At 61.8% G+C, this 21167-nt stretch carries 21 protein-coding genes; 4 read left to right on the top strand and 17 right to left on the bottom strand.

The features are described from left to right. Positions 1-101: 101 nt before the first annotated feature. Complete coding sequence (gene ansA / locus ACB028_RS03060; RefSeq protein WP_042025741.1) at positions 102-1109, top strand: asparaginase; 1008 nt, start codon at positions 102-104, stop codon at positions 1107-1109. 78 nt (positions 1110-1187) lie between these two features. Here ansA and ACB028_RS03055 read toward each other — a convergent pair whose 3' ends face one another. Continuing rightward, complete coding sequence (locus tag ACB028_RS03055) at positions 1188-1481, bottom strand: YeaC family protein (RefSeq protein ID WP_124239221.1); 294 nt, start codon at positions 1479-1481, stop codon at positions 1188-1190. Between the two features lie 59 nt (positions 1482-1540). Next, entirely contained in the window at positions 1541-2974 is a 1434-nt protein-coding gene (locus ACB028_RS03050; protein WP_201976810.1) for a glyceraldehyde-3-phosphate dehydrogenase, read from the bottom strand. 199 nt (positions 2975-3173) lie between these two features. On the opposite strand from ACB028_RS03050, the gene ACB028_RS03045 reads away from it, so the two are divergent. Together ACB028_RS03045 and ACB028_RS03040 are read left to right on the top strand one after the other, a co-directional pair. Further along, positions 3174-3974, top strand: a complete 801-nt coding sequence (locus tag ACB028_RS03045; protein WP_201976811.1) for a DUF2989 domain-containing protein — start codon at positions 3174-3176, stop codon at positions 3972-3974. 7 nt (positions 3975-3981) lie between these two features. Then, a complete protein-coding gene (locus tag ACB028_RS03040; RefSeq protein ID WP_371143462.1) occupies positions 3982-4542 on the top strand; it encodes an NUDIX domain-containing protein in 561 nt (186 codons plus the stop codon). A 62-nt stretch (positions 4543-4604) separates the two neighbouring features. On the opposite strand, the gene lipA is transcribed toward ACB028_RS03040, so the two are convergent. The 14 genes from lipA to leuS all read right to left on the bottom strand — a co-directional run bounded on the left by lipA (position 4605) and on the right by leuS (position 18969). Beyond that, positions 4605-5570 (bottom strand): lipoyl synthase, encoded by a 966-nt coding sequence (lipA, locus tag ACB028_RS03035; protein WP_042025734.1) that lies wholly within the window; start codon positions 5568-5570, stop codon positions 4605-4607. Continuing rightward, a complete protein-coding gene (gene lipB / locus ACB028_RS03030; RefSeq protein WP_201976813.1) occupies positions 5567-6244 on the bottom strand; it encodes a lipoyl(octanoyl) transferase LipB in 678 nt (225 codons plus the stop codon). Before lipB ends, lipA begins: the two co-directional genes overlap by 4 nt. Positions 6245-6306: 62 nt before the next feature. After that, a complete protein-coding gene (ybeD, locus tag ACB028_RS03025) occupies positions 6307-6570 on the bottom strand; it encodes a DUF493 family protein YbeD (RefSeq protein WP_026457356.1) in 264 nt (87 codons plus the stop codon). 270 nt (positions 6571-6840) lie between these two features. Then, positions 6841-8031 carry a serine hydrolase gene (locus tag ACB028_RS03020; protein WP_371143461.1) on the bottom strand — a complete coding sequence of 397 codons (1191 nt, stop codon included), beginning with the start codon at positions 8029-8031 and terminating at the stop codon, positions 6841-6843. 182 nt (positions 8032-8213) lie between these two features. After that, entirely contained in the window at positions 8214-9131 is a 918-nt protein-coding gene (locus tag ACB028_RS03015; protein WP_371143460.1) for a septal ring lytic transglycosylase RlpA family protein, read from the bottom strand. Then, positions 9073-10071, bottom strand: coding sequence for a lytic murein transglycosylase B (mltB, locus tag ACB028_RS03010; protein WP_371143459.1), 999 nt, complete (start codon positions 10069-10071; stop codon positions 9073-9075). Before mltB ends, ACB028_RS03015 begins: the two co-directional genes overlap by 59 nt. Then, positions 10071-11174 (bottom strand): rod shape-determining protein RodA, encoded by a 1104-nt coding sequence (rodA, locus tag ACB028_RS03005; RefSeq protein WP_042025730.1) that lies wholly within the window; start codon positions 11172-11174, stop codon positions 10071-10073. Before rodA ends, mltB begins: the two co-directional genes overlap by 1 nt. Continuing rightward, positions 11167-13089: a penicillin-binding protein 2 gene (gene mrdA, locus ACB028_RS03000; RefSeq protein WP_371143458.1), complete on the bottom strand. Its 1923-nt coding sequence runs from the start codon at positions 13087-13089 to the stop codon at positions 11167-11169. Before mrdA ends, rodA begins: the two co-directional genes overlap by 8 nt. A 103-nt stretch (positions 13090-13192) precedes the next feature. Beyond that, positions 13193-13660 (bottom strand): 23S rRNA (pseudouridine(1915)-N(3))-methyltransferase RlmH, encoded by a 468-nt coding sequence (gene rlmH, locus ACB028_RS02995; RefSeq protein WP_026456715.1) that lies wholly within the window; start codon positions 13658-13660, stop codon positions 13193-13195. 5 nt (positions 13661-13665) lie between these two features. Beyond that, the gene (gene rsfS / locus ACB028_RS02990; protein WP_201976818.1) at positions 13666-14001 is read right to left on the bottom strand and encodes a ribosome silencing factor; all 336 of its coding nucleotides are present in this window, start codon (positions 13999-14001) and stop codon (positions 13666-13668) included. 106 nt (positions 14002-14107) lie between these two features. Continuing rightward, positions 14108-14776: a nicotinate-nucleotide adenylyltransferase gene (gene nadD / locus ACB028_RS02985; protein WP_234923309.1), complete on the bottom strand. Its 669-nt coding sequence runs from the start codon at positions 14774-14776 to the stop codon at positions 14108-14110. Beyond that, positions 14773-15810: a DNA polymerase III subunit delta gene (holA, locus tag ACB028_RS02980; RefSeq protein ID WP_371143457.1), complete on the bottom strand. Its 1038-nt coding sequence runs from the start codon at positions 15808-15810 to the stop codon at positions 14773-14775. The genes nadD and holA overlap by 4 nt, the downstream gene beginning before the upstream one ends. Then, entirely contained in the window at positions 15810-16292 is a 483-nt protein-coding gene (gene lptE / locus ACB028_RS02975) for an LPS assembly lipoprotein LptE (protein ID WP_042025723.1), read from the bottom strand. Before lptE ends, holA begins: the two co-directional genes overlap by 1 nt. Positions 16293-16392: 100 nt before the next feature. Further along, positions 16393-18969 (bottom strand): leucine--tRNA ligase, encoded by a 2577-nt coding sequence (gene leuS, locus ACB028_RS02970; RefSeq protein ID WP_042072336.1) that lies wholly within the window; start codon positions 18967-18969, stop codon positions 16393-16395. Positions 18970-19114: 145 nt separating this feature from the next. Here leuS and ACB028_RS02965 point away from each other — a divergent pair, with 145 nt between their 5' ends. Further along, a complete protein-coding gene (locus tag ACB028_RS02965) occupies positions 19115-19603 on the top strand; it encodes a zinc ribbon-containing protein (RefSeq protein WP_026458125.1) in 489 nt (162 codons plus the stop codon). A gap of 69 nt (positions 19604-19672) precedes the next feature. Here the strand turns inward: ACB028_RS02965 and ACB028_RS02960 are convergent, their stop codons facing one another. Further along, a complete protein-coding gene (locus ACB028_RS02960; RefSeq protein ID WP_371143456.1) occupies positions 19673-21013 on the bottom strand; it encodes a TldD/PmbA family protein in 1341 nt (446 codons plus the stop codon). Positions 21014-21167: the final 154 nt, after the last annotated feature.

Genomic DNA, 21167 nt, shown 5'->3' with positions numbered 1-21167 from the left:
GTATCACAAGATGCGACGGATGGGGTGTGAAGAAGAGGGGCTATCCCTATATAATCCGCCGGTTTCCGGCCCACTGATCCGGCCAACCAAGAGGAGAGGGTGTGAAGAAGTCCATCTACATCGCCTACACAGGCGGCACCATTGGGATGCAGCGTTCCGACCACGGCTATGTGCCGATGGCGGGCTTTATGGAAGATTGTCTGGCGCGGATGCCCGAGTTTCATCGGCCCGAGATGCCCGATTACCATATTCACGAATATGATCCCCTCATCGACTCCTCCGACATGACCCCGGCGGACTGGCAGCGCATCGCCGAGGACATTCGCGACAACTACGAGAAATACGACGGTTTCGTCATCCTGCACGGTACCGACACCATGTCGTTCACCGCCTCGGCGCTATCCTTCATGCTCGAAGATCTGCACAAGCCGGTCATCATCACCGGCTCCCAGATCCCGCTCGCCGAGCTGCGTTCCGACGGTCAGCAGAACCTGCTTAACGCCCTCTATATCGCGGCCAACTACCCGATCCACGAAGTGACGCTCTTTTTCAACAACCAGCTCTATCGCGGCAATCGCAGCAAGAAGGTGCATGCGGACGGCTTCCACGCCTTCGACTCGCCGAACTATCCGCCGCTGCTCAATGCCGGCATCGCCATCTCCCTGGAGGCAGGCGAGCTGGGGGTACCGTCCGATCAGCCCCTGGTGCTGCACGACATCACCCCCCAGCCCATCGGCGTGGTGACCCTCTATCCCGGGATCTCCAGCGAGGTGATCGCCAACATCCTGCAGCAGCCGGTGAAGGCGCTGATCCTGCTCTCCTTCGGGGTCGGCAATGCACCGCAGAATCCGACCATGCTGGCGCTGCTCTCCGAGGCCTCGGCTCGCGGTGTCATCATCGTCAACCTGAGCCAGTGTCTGCACGGCAAGGTCAACATGGGCGGCTATGCCACCGGCAACGCCCTCTCCCGCGCTGGGGTCATCTCGGGCTTCGACATGACCGCCGAGGCGGCACTGACCAAGCTGCACTTCCTGCTGAGCCAGGGCTTGCCCTCCCACCGCATTCGCGAGCTGATGCAGCAATCCCTGCGCGGGGAGCTGACCCCCTGATGGTGAGGCGCAGATAAAAAAGAGGGGAGCCAATATGGCTCCCCTCTTTCGTTTCGTCACCGCGATGCGTGAGCTCGCTCAGTGGCTGATCTCGATACGGACTATCTCTTCCTCGTCGCGGTACTGGCGCTTGAGCTCGCTCTTACTCTTCATCACGATCTCGCCGTCACGGCCAATGTTCATGTGCTCGGGATTTTCAAGGTGCATCGCCTGCCAGGCCATCACGGCCTGCAGGGAGGTGGCCTTCTGCTCGTCGGTGAGGGGCTTGCCATCTGGCCACTTGCCAAGCTCGACCGCGGTCTTGAGCCGCTCGTACACCTCTTTGGGCATCTGCCTGATTGCTTGTTGAAACTCACCTTGTTGATACGACATCCGGCCTCTCCTTGAAATTGAGCCATGAACCCGGGCTTAGGCGGGCAGATCCTGGCGGACTATATCGGTAGATCCTGGCGGACTACGCCGGCCATCTGCTCCATCACCCGCACTACCTGACAACTGTATCCGAACTCGTTGTCATACCACACGTAGAGCACGCAGTGATCCCCTTCGGCGATGGTGGCCTGGGAGTCCACGATGCCGGCGAAGCGGGAACCCACCATGTCGGAGGAGACCAGTTCGGTGCTGGCGCTGAAGTCAATCTGGCGATGCAGGGCCGAGCTCAGCGACATCTGTTGCAGATAGGCGTTGAGGCTCTCCCGATCGGTGGCCTGCTCCAGGGACAGGTTGATAATGGCCAGCGACACGTTGGGGGTCGGCACCCGGATGGCGTTGCCGGTCAGCTTGCCCTTGAGCTCGGGCAGCGCCTTGGCTACCGCCTTGGCGGCGCCCGTGCTGGTCATCACCATGTTGAGGGCTGCACTGCGACCGCGGCGCTCGCCCTTGTGATAGTTGTCGATCAGGTTCTGATCGTTGGTGTAGGAGTGCACCGTTTCGACGTGGCCGTGGCGGATGCCGTATTTCTCCTGCATCACCTTGAGCACAGGGGTGATGGCGTTGGTGGTGCAGGAAGCGGCGGAGATGATGCGATCTTCCGGGGTAATCACCTCGTGGTTGACCCCGAATACCACATTCTTCATCTCGCCCTTGCCGGGAGCGGTCAGCAGCACCTTGCTGGCGCCGCGCGCCTTGAGATGTTCGCTGAGGCCGGCCTCGTCGCGCCAGACACCTGTGTTGTCGATGATCAGGGCGTTCTGGATGCCGTAGGCGGTGTAATCGATATCGGCCGGGCTATTGGCGTAGATCACCTGGATGTAGGTGCCGTTGGCGATGATGGCGCTGCGTTCCACGTCCACTTCGATGGAGCCGTTGAAGGGGCCGTGGACGGAGTCGCGGCGCAGCAGGCTGGCGCGTTTTTCCAGATCTCCGTCACGACCGCCGCGTACCACGATGGCGCGCAGGCGCAGGGAGTTGGCGGCGCCGGTGCGTTCGATCAGCAGGCGGGCCAGCAGGCGGCCGATGCGACCAAAACCGTAGAGCACTACATCCGTCGGCTGGGGAACCTCACCACGGCCCAGGGCCGGTGCCAGTTTGGCTTTCAGATAATCCTCGATGCCCGCCTCATCCTGATGTTCCTGCCAGTAACCGACGGCCAGTTTACCCAGATCGATCTCGGCAACGGTCGGTTTCAGGGCCACGATGACCTGCAGCAGGGGAAAGCTCTGTTGGATGGGGAGAGGAGCGCCCTGGTGGCGGCGTACGACCCTGTGGGCCTTGAGGATATCGATGGTGGAGGCGTTTTGTAGCGGACGTCCGTAGACGGTGATCTCGACCCCTTGCTGGCGATAGAGACGACCAATCAGGGGTTGCATGGCTTCGGCGAGCTCCTGGCTCTCCTGCCACGCTTGCAAGTAGTGCTCGTGGGTCATTAACCAGATCCTTTATTTCACGTTGTTGGTGCAAATAGAAAATCGTCGAATGCAGATCACTGTAGGGGTGTATATTTCGTTATATTATTCTGCAATCGCGGCCTCTTGAGTGGCGCGCGCATTGTAATGGATATGTAACCGGTTTGCTAGCCGGAGGTGGCCGCATCAGGCTCCTATTGTAATTAACCAGATGTGAGTCATGACAGAACTGCCTATGCGCCCAACACTCATCCTGCTCCCGATCATGTTTGCCGCCGCAGGCTGCAATGACGATCGGCTCCACAACATTTGCAACAACCATCCCGAGTTGTGTCAGGACTTGGTGGACGATGGCTGGTGCCGCTACGAGCGCACCGACATCATCCGCAGCCGTTTCTACCTCAAGGAGGAGGAGACGGATCGCCGCAAATACGAGCTGATTCGCAACCTTGAGCGTTACCTCAAGTGCGCAGAGCGCTCCACCAACATCGAATACAAGAATGCCAAGGAGCTCAAGAGTCCGCGGGTGGAAGGCATGCTGGCCGCCGGCGAACAGCTGGCCCAGCTGGATGTGGCGACCCGCAACTCCCAGGATCCCTACCTGCTGCTCTGGCACTGGACCAACAACACCAACGAGCTGGCTCGCCAGCAGTTCATGGCGCTCGAGGGCAAGCCGGTGCTCGAGGAGCCTGAATTGCAGCTGGCGCTGGGGGGCATCTATGCCAAGAGCGATCCGGCCAAGGCGATCGACACCCTGCAGCACGGTCTCTCCCTCTACCGGCAGGGGGACGCGGTCAACAGCCGCCTGCTGACCTCCCTCAGCACCCTCTACATGGGTCAGAAGCAGTATGGGCAGGCCTACCTCTGGGGCAAGGTGAGCGAATCGTTCAAAGGCTCTCCCGAGGTCTCCACCGCGCGCTTTGGCATCTATCACACCCTGAGCAAGACCGATCTCGAAGCCTACGACAAGCGGGCCGCCGAGCTGGTCGAGCAGATCCGGCAAGGCAACTACCGGCCTTGAGACAATGATGACGTTACAGACACAGACTTCCTGTTGGCCCGACCCCTTTGCCATCGACTTTGTCCACGGCCAGGTGCCGACCGATGGCAGCAACCTGGAGCGCCTGACGGTACGCGCCGTGGTGGCGCGAGATGACGAGCTGCTGCTGGTGCACTCCCGGGTCAATGGCGACTTCATGTTCCCGGGCGGCGGCGTCGAGGCAGGTGAGAGCCATGCCGTGGCGCTGGCCCGCGAATTGCGAGAGGAGTGCGGCGCCGAGCTGCTGGAGGTGGGGCCCCTGCTCGGCGAGACCCGCGAGTACCGGCCGGCCCGGGAGCAGGGGGTCGATGCCTACTGCATACGCTCCCTCTATTACCTCTGCCGGATCGGGGAGACGCTGGTGGCCCCACAGCCCCAGCCCTACGAGATCCGGCTCGGTTTCGCACCCGGCTGGATCGCCATCGAGGAGGCGCTGCAGATCAACAAGACCCAGCTGGCGGGCCCCTGTCCGCAGTGGACTGTGCGCGAGACCCGGGTGTTGGCCCAGCTGCAGCGCTGGTGGCAGCGCGGCGTGTTCGATGAGTGGTAATGTCGAGAAGCGGATATAAAAAGAGCGCCTTGTGGCGCTCTTTTTGATGGCAAGGGATGAGGTTACTTGACCTCTTCTCCCTTGGCCTGCAGATCGGCGTGATAGGAGGAACGCACGAAGGGACCGCAGGCGGCGTGGCTGAAGCCGAGCTCCATCGCCACGTCTTTCAGCTCGTCGAACTCTGCGGGCGGCACGTAGCGCTTCACCGGCAGGTGGTGACGGCTCGGCTGCAGATACTGGCCCAGGGTCAGCATGTTGACGCCGTGCTCGCGCAGATCCTTGAGCACCTCGACTATCTCTTCGTTGGTTTCGCCAAGACCCATCATCAGACCGGACTTGGTCGGTACGTGCGGGTGCATCTCCTTGATGCGGCGCAGCAGCTCCAGCGACCACTTGTAGTCGGCGCCCGGACGAGCCACCCGGTACATGCGCGGGGCGGTTTCCAGGTTGTGGTTGAAGACGTCCGGCGGGGTCTCGCGGAACACCTCGAGGGCCTGCTCCATGCGACCGCGGAAATCAGGGGTCAGGATCTCGATGCGGGTCTGCGGGCTGTGCTCGCGGATCTGCTTGATGCAGTCGGCGAAGTGCTGGGCTCCGCCGTCGCGCAGATCGTCGCGGTCCACCGAGGTGATCACCACGTACTTGAGGTTCATCTCCTTGATGGTGAGCGCCAGCTTCTTCGGCTCTTCCGGATCCAGCGGGAGCGGACGGCCGTGGGCCACGTCGCAGAAAGGGCAGCGGCGGGTGCAGATGGCGCCCATGATCATGAAGGTCGCCGTGCCGTGGTTGAAGCACTCCGCCAGGTTGGGGCAGGAGGCCTCTTCACAGACCGAGTGCAGCTTGTTCTTGCGCAGGGTGCTCTTGATGTGCTCGATCTTCTGGCTGGAGGGGGGCAGTTTGATCCGCATCCAATCCGGTTTGCGAAGGAGTTCTTCGTTGGGATCCGGCATGAATTTCACCGGGATCAGGGCCATCTTGTCGCCATCGCGCAGCTTGACGCCCGGCTCCATACGAACGGGTTTGCTCATGATTCACTCTCGGTGTTTGTTATTGTCTGATAGCCAATCAGGCTGGCCAGTTCGGCCACCAGAATGGATTGCGCCTCGGCCACGCTTTGCGGGCCGCCCAGGGCGCTGGTCTGGGTCATGGCCATGCCCGCGTAGCCGCACGGATTGATGTGCAGGAAGGGGGTCATGTCCATGTTGATGTTGAGGGCCAGCCCGTGAAACGAGCACCCCTTGCGGATGCGCAGGCCGAGGGAAGCCAGTTTGGCCTCCATGCCGAGCTCGTTTTTCACGTAGACACCGGGGGCGTCCGCTTTGGCATAGGCCGTGATGTCGCTTTTCGCCAGGGTATTGATGATGGCGGTCTCCAGCGCGGTGACCAGTTCGCGCACCGTCAGCTTGCAACGGCGCACATCCACCAGCACATAGAGCACCAGCTGGCCGGGACCGTGATAGGTTATCTGGCCGCCGCGATCGCTCTGTACCACCGGGATATTGCCCGGGTTCAGCAGATGTTCGGCCTTGCCAGCTTGCCCCTGGGTGTAGACGGGATCGTGCTCCACCACCCAGAACTCGTCCGGGGTCTCGCCGGTGCGGCTGTCGGTGAAGGCTTTCATGGCGTCCCATACCGGTTGGTAGGGACGACGGCCCAGATGTCTGACGATAAGCGTGGGCTGGGCGGAGATCCGGGATGACATGGCTTCCTCACGGCAGGCTACTGCCAAAAACAGTCGCCCCGCAGAACGGGGCGAGAGAGACGTTACAGTACGTATTTCACCAGCTCGATCTTGCCGAGGGCGGTATACATCGCCTCGATGTGCTCCTTGCTCTGGGCGGTGACCGTCACTCGGACCGAGTGATAGTTACCCTTGGAGCTGGGCTGGACGGTCGGGCTGTAAGTACCGGGGGCGTGCTGCTGCAGCACTTCCACCACCATGTCCGGCAGCGCCGGATCGGCGACGCCGAGCACCTTGAACGGGAATTTGCAGGGAAACTCCAGCAGTTCATCAAACTTGGTATTCATTTACTCACCTTTTGCATCGTCACGGGGACGACTTCATCTTGGATGGCTAGTTGCCGGTGGCCCCTTGGGGCCGCCATTGCTGTCTATATGGGCACGATCCTGGCCAGGATCAAGGCCCGGAGCGGTCAGACAAGAATGGGAGTGCTGCTTTTTACCACAAATCGGGGTGTGGCGGAACCTGCAGTTTGCAGGGTTATTCACTGCCCTGACGGCCAGAGACAGCAGCGGCGCCTGTTGGCGCCGCTGTTGGGTGAGGATTGTGCGTCCCTGTTACTTGAACCAGCTGGAAACCAGCAGTACCAGATAGTCCCACAAACGGCTCATCAGACCGCCTTCCTGCACCTCTTCCAGAGCAACCAGCGGAACCTGCTTGATCTCCTTGTCGCCCTGCTTGAGGTACACGGTACCGACTCGCTGACCCTTGGCCAGCGGAGCTTTGAGCTCGCTGTCGAGCTGGAAGTCAGCTTTGAGGTTGTTGCCCTGACCGCGGGTCACCAGCACGGAGACATCCTGGTCGACGCCCAGTTTTACCTCGGACTTGTCACCCATCCAGATCTTCTGGGTGACCAGCTCGGTACCAGCCTTGTACGGGGTCAGGCTCTGGAAGAAACGGAAACCGTAGGTGAGCAGCTTCTTGCTCTCGGCGGCGCGGGTGGCTTCGCTGTTGGCACCCAGCACGACTGCGATCAGGCGCATGCCTTCGTTGTTGGTGGCGGAGGAGACCAGGTTGTAGCCCACCTGGCTGACGTGACCGGTCTTGATGCCATCCACCTGCAGGGACTGGTCCCACAGCAGGCGGTTGCGGTTGTGCTGGGTGATGCCGTTGAAGACGAAGGACTTCTGGGAGTAGATCTTGTACTCCTCCGGCAGATCGCGGATCAGCGCCTGACCCAGACGGGCCATGTCATGGGCGGTACTGTAGTGGCCTTCCGCATCCAGACCGTGGGGGTTCACGAAATGGCTGTCATTCATGCCGAGCTTGGCTGCCCAGCTGTTCATCAGGCTGGCGAAGGAGTCGGTGCTGCCCGCCAGGAATTCGGCCATGGCGACGCAGGCGTCGTTGCCGGACTGGATGATGATGCCCTTGTTGAGATCATCAACGGAGACCTGTTTGCCCACCTCGATGAACATTTTGGAGGAGTCGGCGTAGTTCTTGGACCAGGCGTTCTGGCTGATGGTCACCATGTCGGTGCGCTTGATGTTCCCCTTGGCCAGCTCCTGGCCAATGATGTAGGAGGTCATCATCTTGGTCAGACTGGCAGGCGGCAGACGCTCTTCGGCGTTCTGCTCGGCCAGCACCTGACCGGAGTAGTAATCGATGAGAATATGGGCCTTGGCGGAGATTTCCGGCGCGGCGGGAACGACCACAGGGTTGGCGTTCGGCGTAGGGACAGGCGTGTTGGCCTGAGCGGTGGCGCTTATCAGAGAGGCCAGAATAACGGAACGGGCAAATTTGGACATCTTGAAATTCCTGCGAGCCAGATGGGGAATGAATGCGGGCCTAACTATACCAGATGCACCCGCCGGTCATAGTCCGACGTGGCGATCAACTCTGGTTTTTTATCCATCGGCCCCGTTCACCACGCCACAAAGCGACGTGATGAGCGGGTTTGCCGGCAGATAGACCCACAATCTGGAGGGGATCAGGGCACGATGAACGCCTGTTCCAGCCCACCCTGGCGAACTTTTTCCAGTGTGCTCAGTTGTTGGTCGGCCGGGATCGGGCCTATCAGCACCCGGAAGATGGCACCATGGGTGTCGATCCGGTAGGGCACGCCGTAGCGCTGGGTCATTACCTTGCCCATCGCCTCGGCTCGCTCCCGGGAGCCGCTGGCCAGCACCTGGATCATCTTGCCCTGACCACTGGCCGCCTGGGGCTGAGCCTGTTTGGCCGCAACCGGCTTGCTGGCGCTGCTGGCCGGTGTGGCGGCAGGAGTGGTCGGCTTGGGCGAGGGGGCAACCTGGGTATCTGCAGGTGTTTCGGCCGGCATCATCGGGGCCATCGGCTCCATGATCACTCGCTGATCCGGCGTGTCGCTGATGAGTTCAAGCCGCACACGGGCCTCGCCAGTGTGGACCATGTCCAGCTGCTCGGCGGCGGCGTAGGAGAGGTCGATGAGGCGGCTGCTGTCAAATGGACCGCGGTCATTGACCCGCACTATGGTCTCGAGGCCGTTGTCCAGATTGGTGACCCGCACATAGCTCGGGATTGGCAGGTTGCGGTGGGCGGCGCTGAACAGCTTGCTGTCCAGCACGTCGCCGTTGGCGGTCTTGTTGCCGTCCAGATCCTTGGCCAGCCAGCTGGCGGTGCCCTCCTCGGTGTAGTGCTTGATGTCGCGCCATACCTCGTATTTCTGCTTGCCAATCCAGTAGTTCCGGTTGCCGCTGGTACTCAGGGGCTCGGGGCGCGGAATGGCGCCGGTGGCTTGCGGTATCTCGATAACGGGCGGTTTGCTGACCGGTGCTTGCGGTTCGACCGGGGCGCTCTGTTCCGGCTGGCTGCTACAGGCGGCCAGCAACAAGCTCAGGCTGAGCGGGAGGAGTTTGTGACGAAGTTGCATACGCTTCCTGAATGGCTTGGCTAAGTTGATACACCGCCATCGCATAAAGGGGGCTGCGATTGTAGCGGGTGATCACATAAAAGTTATGCCGTGCGACCCAGTATTCCGGTCCATCGGCTTGTTCGAACACCAGCAACTTGACCGGCGTCTGCGGGGCCGGCGGGGTGGCAAGCTCGATGCCTGCCGCCGCCAGTTCCGCCCACTGTTGTGTCAGCTCGGGCTCGGATCTCAGCAGGGGCTCGATCGCCAGCAAACCGGTCTGGGCCGGTTCGACCACCGACTCGCCCCAGCGCCACTGATGTTCGGCAAAGTAGTTGGCCACGCTGCCGATGGCATCGGCCGGATTGGCAAACAGATCCCGTTTACCGTCACCGTCGAAATCGACGCCGTAGTGACGATAGCTGGAGGGCATGAACTGCCCCATCCCCATGGCCCCGGCGTAGGAGCCCTTGAGGCGCGCCAGCGGCCAGCCCTCTTCCCGGGCCAGCAGCACCAGCTGGGCAAACTCCTTGGCGAAGAAGTCGGCCCGCGCCGGATAGTGAAAACCCAGGGTATAGAGACTGTCCAGTACCGGATGACGCCCCATCTGTCGGCCGTAGAAAGTCTCGACCCCTATGATGGCCACGATGAGCGCCGCAGGCACCTTGTAGGTCTGCTCGGCCCGGCTCAGGGTGGCGGCATGGCGCTGCCAGAAGCGCAGTCCGTCGGCAATCCGCTCCTGAGTCACGAACAGCGGCCGGTAGCGATACCAGGGCTTGGCCTCCCAGGGACGGTTGATGGTGTCGAGCACCTCTTGGCGCAGCCTGGCCTCCTTGGCGGCGGCCTGCAGCGCCGCCAGCGGTACCTGTTGCTGCTCGGCGAGCTGCGCCAGACGCTCCTGCGGCACACCGGCCTGGGCCGCAATGGCCCAGAGGGAGAGCAGTGCCCAACCCCATCTCATCAGGCGAGTAGCCTTCTATGAGTCTGAATTGACATCAGTATGCCAAAACCGGCCATCAGGGTCACCATGGAGGTGCCACCGTAACTCACCAGCGGCAGAGGAACCCCCACCACCGGCAGTATGCCGCTCACCATGCCCATGTTGACGAATACATAGACGAAGAAGGTGAGGGTCAGGGCGCCGCCAAGCAGACGCTCGAAGCTGCTCTGGGCCTGCATCGAGATAAACAGGCAGCGGCTGATGACATAGAGGTAGAGCACCAGCAGCAGGGCGACTCCCACCAGACCGAACTCCTCGCTGAATACCGCGAAGATAAAGTCGGTGTGGCGTTCGGGCAGAAATTCGAGCTGGGACTGGGTGCCCTGCAGCCACCCCTTGCCGAAGACGCCGCCGGAGCCGATGGCGATCTTGGACTGGATGATGTGATAGCCACGCCCGAGGGGATCTTTTTCCGGGTCGAGCAGCATCAGTACCCGCTGGCGCTGGTATTCGTGCATCAGGAAGAACCAGAGCACCGGCATGAAGGCCAGTGCCATCACCACCGCCAGCCCGATCAGCCACCAGCTCAATCCCGCCAGGAAGATGACGAAGAAACCGGAGGCGGCCACCAGGATGGAGGTGCCGAGATCGGGTTGGGCCGCGATCAGCAGGGTCGGCAACAGCACCATGACCAAGGCGATCGCCACGTGGCTGAGCTTGGGGGGCAGCGAGTGGCGGCTGAGCCAGGCGGCCACCATGATGGGCATGGAGAGCTTCATCACCTCGGAGGGCTGGAACTTCATAAAGCCGAGATCCAGCCAGCGCTGGGCCCCCTTGCCGATATGGCCGAACACGTCCACCGCGATGAGCAACAGCACCACCACCACAAACAGCGGCACCGACCAGCGGGCATAGAGGGAAGGGGGCAGCTGGGCCATGGCGATCATCAGGGCGAAGGCGATCCCGCCGCGTACCAGCTGGCGCACGATGGAGTCCATGTCCTGACCTGAGGCGGAGTAGAGCACCACCATGGAGAGGGCCATCACGGCCAGCAGGCCGAGAAACAGCGGCAGGTCGATATGCAGCTTGTACCAGATGCTCTGCTGGCGAGCAGAATTACTCATGAGGGGTGACCTCTTCGGATTGGGGCTGCTTGACCGGTGCCGGCGGCAGCTGGGGGTCGGGCGGCAGCAGATAGGCATCCAGCATCTGGCGTGCGATAGGCGCACCGGCTCGACCACCGCCGCCACCAATCGAGTTCTCCAGCACCAGGGCGACTACCGCCTTGGGCGCTTCAAACGGCGCATAGGCGACGAACAGCGCGTTGTCGCGGTGCTCGGCCTTGACGGTTTTGATGTTATAGACCTGGTTCTCCTTGAGACCGACCACCTGGGCGGTACCCGACTTGCCACCCGAGGAGTAGGGGGCTTTGGCAAACGAGAGGCGACCACTGCCTTCGCGGCCATGGTTGACGCGCCACATGCCGTCCTGGGCCACTTTCCAGTAGCTGTCGTTTTTCACCTGCAGAGCCATCTTCTGGTTGACCGGGGCGTCTTCGTTGCCTGTGGCTGAAGTCAGGCGCTTCAACAGGTGAGGCGTCACGTCGTGACCGTTCTGGGTCAGGATGCTGATCGCCTTGGCCAGCTGGATTGGGGTGGCGCTCCAGTAGCCCTGACCGATGCCGACCGAGATGGTGTCACCCTGATACCAGGGCTGGCGCCAGCGCGCCATCTTCCAGTCGCGGGACGGCATGACACCCTTGGTCTCTTCATAGAGATCGACGCCACTGTAGCGGCCGAAGCCGAACTTGGTCATGTAGTCGTGGATCTTGTCGATGCCGACCCGGTAGGCGAGATCGTAGAAGTAGGTATCCGCCGACACCTCGATGGCGCGGTAGACGTCGAGCCAGCCATGGCCCCAGCGGCGCCAGTCGCGAAACTTCTTGGTGGTGCCCGGAATGGAGAAGCTGGGGCCGCCGAAGTAGCGATAGTTGGGGGTGATGGCCCCCTCGTTGAGCCCCATCACCGCCATCATGGGCTTGACGGTGGAGGCGGGGGCATAGATGCCCTGGGTGGTACGGTTTACCAGGGGACGGGCCGGATCGTTGAGCAGCGCCGAGTAGTTGGCGCTGGAGATGCCGGTCACGAACAGGTTGGGGTCATAGCTCGGGCTCGACTCCATGGCGATGATGGCACCGGTGGAAGGATCCATCATGACGATGGCTCCCCGCTGGCCTCCCAGCAGCTGCTGGGCCTTGAGTTGCATCCGGATGTCGATGTTGAGGTAGATGTCCTTGCCCGGGAGCGGCGGCTGGAACTTGAGGGTGCGCACTACCCGGCCGCGGTTATTGACCTCGACTTCCTGATAGCCGGCCACCCCGTGCAGATCGTCCTCGTAGTACTTCTCCACCCCCTGCTTGCCGATGTCCTTGGTGGCGGCATAGTTGGCGAGCTTCTCCTCCTTTTCGAGGCGTTCCACGTCGCGGGTGTTGATCTTGGCCACATAGCCGAGGGCATGGGTGAGGGTATCGCCAAACGGGTAGTAGCGCTTGAGGTAGGCCTCGATGCTGGCGCCCGGGTAGTTGTGCTGGTTGACCGAGAAGAGGGCGACCTGATACTCGGTCAGCTTCTCGTACAGCGCCACCGGCTTGAAGCGGCGCTGACGTTTCACCTCGGCCAGGAACTTCTCCTTGGTCCCCTCCGGCAGCTTCAGCAGGGCGATGAGGTCGTCGGCGGTCTTCGCCAGATCCTTGGTCTCTTCCGGCACGATTTCCAGGCTGTAGACCGGGCGGTTCTCCGCCAGCAACACGCCGTTGGCGTCATAAATGAGGCCGCGGGGCGGCGCCACCGGCACGACCCGGATCCGGTTGTCATTGGAGCGGGTCTGATAGGTGTCGTAGGACTCTACCTGCAGGTAATAGAGATTGCCCAGCAGCACCAGCATCAACACTATGATGCCGATGTAGGCTACCAGGGTGCGCCGGAAGAACAGATTGCCCTCGGCACTGTGATCGCGCATCTCGATGCGTTGTTTCAGCATGCCTCTACCTCAACTCCATAGGGGGCAATAACAGCAAGAACGGCATGGTTCACTCTCTGTAGTACGCAAATGCAGCAGGGACGATCGGCCACGACATCATGGATCACTCCCTGTGATACGGGTGATTGGTGGTAATGCTCCAGGCCCGGTAGAGGCTCTCGGCTACAAGAACTCGCACCAGCGGGTGGGGCAGAGTCAGCGGTGACAGGGACCAGCTCTGCTCAGCCGCGGCCTTGCATTCGGGCGACAATCCCTCGGGCCCGCCCACCAGCAGGGCCACGTCGCGACCGTCCAGCTTCCACGCCTCGAGTTGGCTGGCCAGTTGCTCCGTGGTCCAGGGCTTGCCCGGGATATCCAGGGTGACGATGCGCGAGCGACCGGCCGCCGCCAGCATGGCCTCCCCCTCTTTTTGCAGGATGCGGGGAATGTCGGCATTCTTGCCGCGCTTGCCGGCGCCAATTTCCACCAGCTCGAACGGCATGTCTTTCGGGAAACGGCGACGGTACTCTTCGAAGCCATGTTCTACCCAGGCGGGCATCTTGGTGCCCACCGCAATCAACTGGATCTTCATGGTCGTTACGCCTGGATCGGGGCGCCGCCCCACAGTTTTTCCAGTTGGTAGAAGTCGCGATATTCATCCTGCATCACGTGCACGATCACCGACCCCATGTCTACCAGTACCCATTCGCCGCTCAGCTGGCCTTCCACGCTCAGCAGATCGAGTCCGGCATGGCGGGCTTCGCTGGCCAGATGACTGGCGATGGCGCAAACGTGACGGTTGGAGTTGCCAGAGCAGATGATCATGGTATCAGTGATGCTGGATTTGCCGCGCACATCGAGGGTGATGATATCGCGGCCTTTCATGTCATCGATCTTGTCGATGATAAAGGCGTGCAGTTCTTGGCCTTGCAATGAGTCTCTCCTGTATTCCGGCGCGCTCGTACGGCGTGAGGGCGGCGGATTATATCATGGTCAATCCCGTTTCCCCATTGGGCTGAGACGGGATTACGACAGGGTCTTACTGGCCGGTGGCGCGGTAGAGCCCCTGTTGATCAATATAGTGTGCAACCGACTCGGGCAGGAGGTAGCGGACATCCTGTCCCGCTTCCAGCAGCGCCCGCAGCCGGGTAGCCGACAGCGCGACGGGCTGGTTGTCCGCCAGCCAGATATGGCCGGCCAGACGCTGATGCAGTGCCTGTACCCGGGTGGTCTGGTGGCGAGCCAGCAAGTCGGCGATCTCCGCGGGATAGTCGGGCTGCCAGCCGGGGCGTGAACTCACCACCAGATGGGCATAATCGAGCAGCTCCTGCCAGCGATGCCAGCTTGCCAGGCTCAGCAGCGAATCCATCCCCATCAGAAAGCAGAGCGGCGTGTCGGGCAGCTCGTTCCTCAGCTCGACCAGTGTATCAATGGTCCAGGAGGGGGTGTCGCGCTTGAGCTCCCGTTCATCCACCACGAAACTGCGATTCTCCGCCGCCGCCAGCTTGACCATGGCCAGACGCTGTTCGCTCGAGCAGAGAGGGTGTGCCCTGTGAGGCGGAATATGGTTCGGGATCAGGCGGATCTCTTCGAGCCGCAAGGCATCGCGCGCCTCGATGGCGGGTCTCAGGTGGCCGATGTGGATGGGATCGAAGGTCCCCCCCAGCAGGCCGACAGGAGCCTTCAGTGGTCTGATAGGAGCCTTCAGCACGGACTCTCCTCCATCGCCAGCGGCAACGGGGTGCCATCGCGAAAGCCGAGAGCCAGGGTCTGCAGCATCAGCCAGGCCTGCTCGGTGTCGAAGCGGCGCTGGGCGTCATCGAGCCGGGCCATCAGTTGCCACAACTGCTGCAGCTTGGCGAAGGGGAGCCGGGTCAGCGCCTGCTGGATCAGCTGCTGGCGGCTCTGCCAGATGCGCAGTCGGCTGAAATGCTCCCCCAGCGGTTGGCCACTGCGCATGGCCAGCGACAGCTCGGTGAGCTGCTCCAGCTCGCGGCACAGGGTCCAGGCCAGCATGCCGGGTTCGGTGCCCTCGGCACGCAGGGCTGCCAGGATCCGCTGGGCCCGGTTTACCTTGCCCTCCAGCAGGGTATCGACCAGCTGGAACGGGGTAAAGTGGGCGTGGCGGATGATGGTCTCCTGCAGATAGGCGACGCTGATGGGCTGGGGCGGCGAGAGCAGGGTCAGCTTCTCTATCTCCTGGCTCGCGGCCAGCAGGTTGCCCTCATAGCTGTGGCACATGAAGTTGATGGCGTCCGGCAGCGCCTTGAGACCGAAACGCTGGAAACGGGCATTCATCCAGCGCGGGAAAAACTTGGGCTCGGGATGGTTGACCGGCACATAGGTGCCGATCTGGTAGAGCTTGTCGAACCAGGCCGCCTTCATCTGGGTCTGGTTGAGACGACCACCGCTCAACACCAGCAACAGGTCGGGGTGGAGCTGTTTGCCGATCTCGCTGATGCGGGCGGCGAGATCCTTGTCGACCTTGGCGGGCAGCTCCAGCTCGATGATCTGGCGGGCGGAGAAGAGGCTCATGGCTTGACAGGCGTCGTAGACCTGATTCCAGTCCAGTCCCTGCTCGACCACGAAGCTGTGGCGTTCATCGAATCCCTGCTTGTGGGCGATCTGGCGGATGGCGTCGAGCGCCTCCAGCCGCAGCAGTGGCTCGTCGCCAAAAACGAGATAGCAGGGCCGAAGCCCTGCTTTGAGGTGTTCACCAAACTGCTCGGGGTAGATCCGCATCAGAAGCTGACCTGGCTCAACTGACGGATCACCTGGCTGGCTGCCTGCTCCTGCATCTCGCGGTTGAGCTGCTCCTGCTCGCGGGAGGAGGCCAGCGCCGCATCCGGCTTGTTCAGGAAGCTGCGGTTGAAGTTGATGGGGAAGACTTGAGTCGGCTTGCCCGGTACTGCGACGGTGAAGCGGGTGCTAAAGCCCAGCACATACTCGGTATCGGCCCCCAGAGCATTGACCGAGGCAACCTGGCTGGAGCTGCCGATGCCGCCCAGAGTCAGCACCGGGATGCCCTCCTTGTCGGCCAGGGTGACGCCCGCAGCCTTGAGGCGGGTGGTGACCAGGCGATAGAAGTCGCTCTTGTTGTCGCCCACGACCTTCATGGTCATCAACTCCGCCGGGATGCCGGTGCCGCGCATATGAAAACCGCAACCCTGCAGCAGCAGGGCTGCCAGCATGATGGCCATCCAGCGAGTGAAGATGGAGCCCATATGAAATCCTCTTTGCGTTAAGTGAAGAGCGGCGGGCGCAAGGCCCGCCGTTATCATCGGTTTACCGTCACCGCTTGGCAACGATCAGTTAGCGACCAAATCAGTTGGCAACGATGTTGAGCAGTTTGCCCGGCACATAGATCACCTTGCGCACGGTCAGGCCGTCGGTGAACTTCTGCACCGAGGCGTCGGCCATGGCCAGCTTCTCGACGTCGGCCTGGCTGATCTCGGCCGGCACGGTCAGTTTGCCGCGCATCTTGCCGTTGATCTGCACCACCACCAGCTTCTCGGTCTCGACCATGGCGGCCTCGTCGGCGACCGGCCAGGTGGCGTGGTCGATGTCGTCGCCCTTGCCCAGCATCTTCCACAGCTCGAAGCCGATGTGCGGAGTGATGGGGTAGAGCATGACCACGACCGCTTCCATCGCTTCCTGCATCAGGGCGCGATCCTGAGGCTCGGAGCCCAGTTTGGCCAGGTTGTTCATCAGCTCCATGATGGCGGCGATGGCTGTGTTGAAGGTCTGGCGACGACCCACGTCATCGCTCACCTTGGCGATGGTCTTGTGCAGCTCGCGACGAATCGCCTTCTGCTCGCTGGAGAGGGCGGCCACATCCAGCGCCGGCACGGCGCCACCGGCAACGTGTTCGAAGGTGATGCGCCACAGACGACGCAGGAAGCGCTGGGCACCTTCCACGCCGGAGTCGGACCACTCCAGAGTCATCTCGGCCGGGGAGGCGAACATCATGAACAGGCGGACGGTGTCGGCGCCGTAACGCTCCACCATCAGCTGCGGGTCGATGCCGTTGTTCTTGGACTTGGACATCTTGGTCATGCCGGAGTGGATGACTTCGCGGCCCTCAAGGTCCACCGCCTTGATGATGCGGCCTTTCTCGTCACGCTCCACCTTGACGTCGGTCGGGCTGACCCAGACGTTGCCACCCTTTTCGTCCTTGTAGTAGAAGGCGTCGGCCAGCACCATGCCCTGGCAGAGCAGGCGCTTGAACGGCTCGTCGCTGTTCACCAGGCCCGCGTCACGCAGCAGCTTGTGGAAGAAGCGGGCGTAGAGCAGGTGCATACAGGCGTGCTCGATGCCGCCAATGTACTGATCCACCGGCAGCCAGTGGTTGGCGGCCGCGGGATCCAGCATGCCCTTGTCGTAGTCCGGGGAGCAGTAGCGGGCGTAGTACCAGGAGGACTCCATAAAGGTGTCAAAAGTGTCAGTTTCCCGGAACGCTTCCTGACCGTTGTAAGTGGTCTTGGCCCACTCGGCATCGGCCTTGATCGGGCTCTGGATGCCGTCCATCACCACGTCTTCCGGCAGCAGTACCGGCAGCTGGTCTTCCGGCGTCGGCACTACTGTGCCGTCAGCCAGGGTCAGCATGGGGATGGGGGCACCCCAGTAGCGCTGACGGGAGACACCCCAGTCGCGCAGGCGGTAGTTGACGGTGCGCTTGCCCTTGCCAATTGCCTCCAGCTTGGTGGCGATGGCATCGAAGGCCGCCTGGAAGTCGAGACCGTCGAACTCGCCGGAGTTGAACAGCACGCCTTTCTCGGTGTAGGCCGCCTCGCTCACGTCTAGCTCGCCATCGGCCGGCTTGATCACCGCCTTGATGTCGAGGCCGTATTTGGTGGCGAATTCGAAGTCACGCTGGTCGTGACCCGGTACCGCCATCACGGCGCCGGTGCCGTAGTTCATCAGCACGAAGTTGGCGACCCAGACCGGGACCTTGCGACCATCCAGCGGATGAATGGCGTACAGGCCGGTGGCCATGCCCTTCTTCTCCATGGTGGCGAGCTCGGCTTCGGCCACCTTGGTGTTCTTGCACTCTTCGATAAAGGCGGCCAGCTCCGGATTGTGTTCGGCAGCCTGCAGGGCCAGCGGGTGGCCGGCGGCGATGCCCACGTAAGTCACGCCCATGAAGGTGTCCGGACGGGTGGTGTAGACCTCAAGGTGCTCATCCTGCCCATCGATGGCGAAGCTGATGTTGACCCCTTCGGAGCGGCCAATCCAGTTGCGCTGCATGGTCTTGACCATCTCGGGCCAGCCTTCGAGGTTGTCGATGTCGTTCAGCAGCTCTTCGGCATAGTCGGTGATCTTGATGAACCACTGGGGGATCTCTTTCTGTTCCACCGGGGTGTCACAACGCCAGCAGCAGTTGTCCACCACCTGCTCGTTGGCCAGCACCGTCATGTCGTTCGGGCACCAGTTGACGGAGGAGGTCTTCTTGTAGACCAGGCCCTTCTCGTAGAGCTTGGTGAAGAACCACTGCTCCCAGCGGTAGTAATCCGGCTTGCAGGTGGCCAGCTCGCGATCCCAGTCATAACCCAGACCCAGCATCTTCAGCTGGTTCTTCATGTATTCGATGTTTTCGTAGGTCCAGGGCGCCGGCGCCGTGTTGTTCTTGATGGCGGCGTTCTCGGCCGGCAGGCCGAATGCGTCCCAACCGATGGGTTGCAGCACGTTCTTGCCATTAAGGCGTTGATAACGTGAGATAACATCACCTATGGTGTAGTTGCGCACGTGACCCATGTGTAGACGACCAGACGGATAGGGGAACATGGACAGGCAGTAGAACTTCTCCTTGTCTACTTTCTCCACGGCCTTGAAGGTTTTCTTGGCATCCCAGTGCTTTTGCACTGCTGGTTCGATTGATTGGGGAACGTATTGCTCTTGCATTGGTGACATCCGGATCTGTGAAATGGATAGATAAATCAGCTGGGAAATCGCAATAGAATACCCATATCCTGCGGCGGCAACAACCGCCAGCGTCCCTCGGGCCTCAAGCCGGGTCTGATCGGGGTTTAGTAGAGGAGGAACGGCCATGGACAAACATAAAAAAGGATACGAAACCTTCATCGCCGAGCTGAAAAAGCAGTGGCAGGAGACCGGAGAGTTCCAGGGAGAGCGTCTCAACCGGATGATTGCCAGGGTGCAGGCCTATCTGGAGGCAGCCAGCGATCTGACCCAGGACGAGCTGGCACTGATCGCCGAGTACGTGAAGCGGGATCTGGGCAACTATGATGAGGGGCGCAGTGATGAGGCGGTGGAGGAGTCAGCCTTTATGCTGGCGCTCAAGGACACTGCCTGGTCCTGGCTGGCGGACGTGACCGATCGGGCCCAGGTGGAGTGGCGCGAATTGGCGGACGAGCTGGAGCATAAGGGCGTCTACGAGGCGGGGGAGTGGGTCGGGCTGGGGGTCATGGAGTGCAACCAGTGTGGCTGGCGCCATAAGGTTCTGCGTCCCGAGCAGCTGGATACCTGTCCCGAATGCGGCGGCACTGAATATCACCGTGAACCCCTCTCGCCCTGATTGCCAATCTCTTGAGCATCCAACGAAAAGAGGCGCCATCAGGCGCCTCTTTGTGATTATTCGGTGGTGTTACTTGCCCGCCACGGCGAGGCCGCCAAAGCGGATCAGCGGGGCATAGAAGCCCTTGCCATCGTTGTGATGCAGGGTATCGCCGACTGCTTCCAGCGCCCCCAGCAGACGATAGAAGTTGCCCGCCACCGTGATGCCGCGCACCGGTTGGATACGCACCCCGTCACGACAGAGAAACCCTGACGCGCCAAAGGAGAAGTCGCCGCTGACCGCATCGGCGCCCGAGTGCAGGCCGTCCAGCTTGACCAGCTCCAGATAGTCGCCGCTCTGCACCTCTGCCTCGCTATGAGGGCCGGTACCGAACACCAGGTGACGAGGGGTCACATCCAGCGCACTGCGGGCGCCGCGAGCCGCCGAGCCGTTGCTCGCCACGCCGAAGTGGCGGGCGGTGGCGCTGTTGTGCAGCAGGGTCTTGAGTTCCCCCTCGCCAATCAGCAGCAGATCCGAGGTGGTGGCCCCCTCGCCGTCGAAGGCCTTGATGTTCATGCCACCCGGCATATGGACCCGGCTCTCCAGGGTGAGCCAGCGGGAGGCAACGGGTTGCCCCACCTTGTCTCGCCAGGGGTTGATCCCCTGCTGGGCCCACTTGCCCGAGAGCGCCGCCTGGAAGCAGCCAAACAGGCTGGCGAAACAGTTAGTGCTGAAGATAACGCTGTAGCGGCCGCTCGTGACCGCCTCACCCGGCAGCAGGCCCGCGGCTACGGTATGGATCTGTTGGGCAAGGATCTGGCTGTCCAGCTCGTCGAAGCGACGGCCATACTGCCCTTGGGAATGCATGGACTGTTGGCCATCCCGTTCGACCAGAGCCGAGGTGTAGCAGCCGACGGAAAATTCGCCGTGCTCGCAGAAAGTGCCCAGGCTGTTGGCGAGCCAGAGACGGCTCTCCCCTTCGAAGAAGCTGTTGTAGGGGGCGCCGGTCACATCCGGCAGGGCCAGCATGTCCGACTCGAGGCGCAGGGCCAGGGCGATCTTCTCTTCCACGGGCGTGGTATCGGGCTGATTAATCTCGGCGCAGTCGGTGGTGAGCCGGCTGTTGGCGACCGAGATTGCCTGATCCGCATCCACCTTGGCAAAGCGGCTGGCGTCACAGGCATCCTGCAGCATGGCATTGAGCGCGGCCTCATCGAGGGACTCGGAGTAGGCGATGCCGACCCGGCCCTCTTTGATCAGGCGAATACCGATCTGCTGGCTGCTGGTGACCTTGTATTCCCCAAGCTCCCCCTTGTCGGCCTTGAGGGAGAAGGCCCTGTCCTGATTGGCGATGATATCCGCTTGTGCATTGATATCGGCGACCTTGTCCAGCAGGCGGGCAAGCAGTTGGTTCATGTCGATGGCGCTCATCAGGCGTTCCCCCCGATCAGCATAAGGTCCACTTTCAGGAGCTTAATGGTGTCATTCATCGGGCATTCCTCCCGATCAGCATAAGGTCCACTTTCAGGCGCTTAATGGTGCCATTCATCGGGCATTCCTCCCGATCAGCATAAGGTCCACTTTC

Source organism: Aeromonas sp. S9(2024), from assembly GCF_041403185.1.
Classification (GTDB): Bacteria; Pseudomonadota; Gammaproteobacteria; order Enterobacterales; family Aeromonadaceae; genus Aeromonas; species Aeromonas enteropelogenes.
This window is presented reverse-complemented; position numbering and strand designations above follow the sequence as displayed.

Coding starts and splice junctions, on each gene's coding strand:
- rodA (WP_042025730.1), bottom strand. CDS start 11,174: ATGAGTAATTCTGCTCGCCAGCAGAGCATCTGGTACAAGCTGCATATC.
- ACB028_RS03050 (WP_201976810.1), bottom strand. CDS start 2,974: ATGACCCACGAGCACTACTTGCAAGCGTGGCAGGAGAGCCAGGAGCTC.
- rlmH (WP_026456715.1), bottom strand. CDS start 13,660: ATGAAGATCCAGTTGATTGCGGTGGGCACCAAGATGCCCGCCTGGGTA.
- ACB028_RS03040 (WP_371143462.1), top strand. CDS start 3,982: ATGACGTTACAGACACAGACTTCCTGTTGGCCCGACCCCTTTGCCATC.
- leuS (WP_042072336.1), bottom strand. CDS start 18,969: ATGCAAGAGCAATACGTTCCCCAATCAATCGAACCAGCAGTGCAAAAG.
- mrdA (WP_371143458.1), bottom strand. CDS start 13,089: ATGCTGAAACAACGCATCGAGATGCGCGATCACAGTGCCGAGGGCAAT.
- ACB028_RS02960 (WP_371143456.1), bottom strand. CDS start 21,013: ATGAGCGCCATCGACATGAACCAACTGCTTGCCCGCCTGCTGGACAAG.
- ACB028_RS03015 (WP_371143460.1), bottom strand. CDS start 9,131: ATGCAACTTCGTCACAAACTCCTCCCGCTCAGCCTGAGCTTGTTGCTG.
- ACB028_RS02965 (WP_026458125.1), top strand. CDS start 19,115: ATGGACAAACATAAAAAAGGATACGAAACCTTCATCGCCGAGCTGAAA.
- lptE (WP_042025723.1), bottom strand. CDS start 16,292: ATGGGCTCCATCTTCACTCGCTGGATGGCCATCATGCTGGCAGCCCTG.
- ACB028_RS03020 (WP_371143461.1), bottom strand. CDS start 8,031: ATGTCCAAATTTGCCCGTTCCGTTATTCTGGCCTCTCTGATAAGCGCC.
- ACB028_RS03045 (WP_201976811.1), top strand. CDS start 3,174: ATGACAGAACTGCCTATGCGCCCAACACTCATCCTGCTCCCGATCATG.
- lipA (WP_042025734.1), bottom strand. CDS start 5,570: ATGAGCAAACCCGTTCGTATGGAGCCGGGCGTCAAGCTGCGCGATGGC.
- holA (WP_371143457.1), bottom strand. CDS start 15,810: ATGCGGATCTACCCCGAGCAGTTTGGTGAACACCTCAAAGCAGGGCTT.
- ybeD (WP_026457356.1), bottom strand. CDS start 6,570: ATGAATACCAAGTTTGATGAACTGCTGGAGTTTCCCTGCAAATTCCCG.
- mltB (WP_371143459.1), bottom strand. CDS start 10,071: ATGAGATGGGGTTGGGCACTGCTCTCCCTCTGGGCCATTGCGGCCCAG.
- ACB028_RS03055 (WP_124239221.1), bottom strand. CDS start 1,481: ATGTCGTATCAACAAGGTGAGTTTCAACAAGCAATCAGGCAGATGCCC.
- lipB (WP_201976813.1), bottom strand. CDS start 6,244: ATGTCATCCCGGATCTCCGCCCAGCCCACGCTTATCGTCAGACATCTG.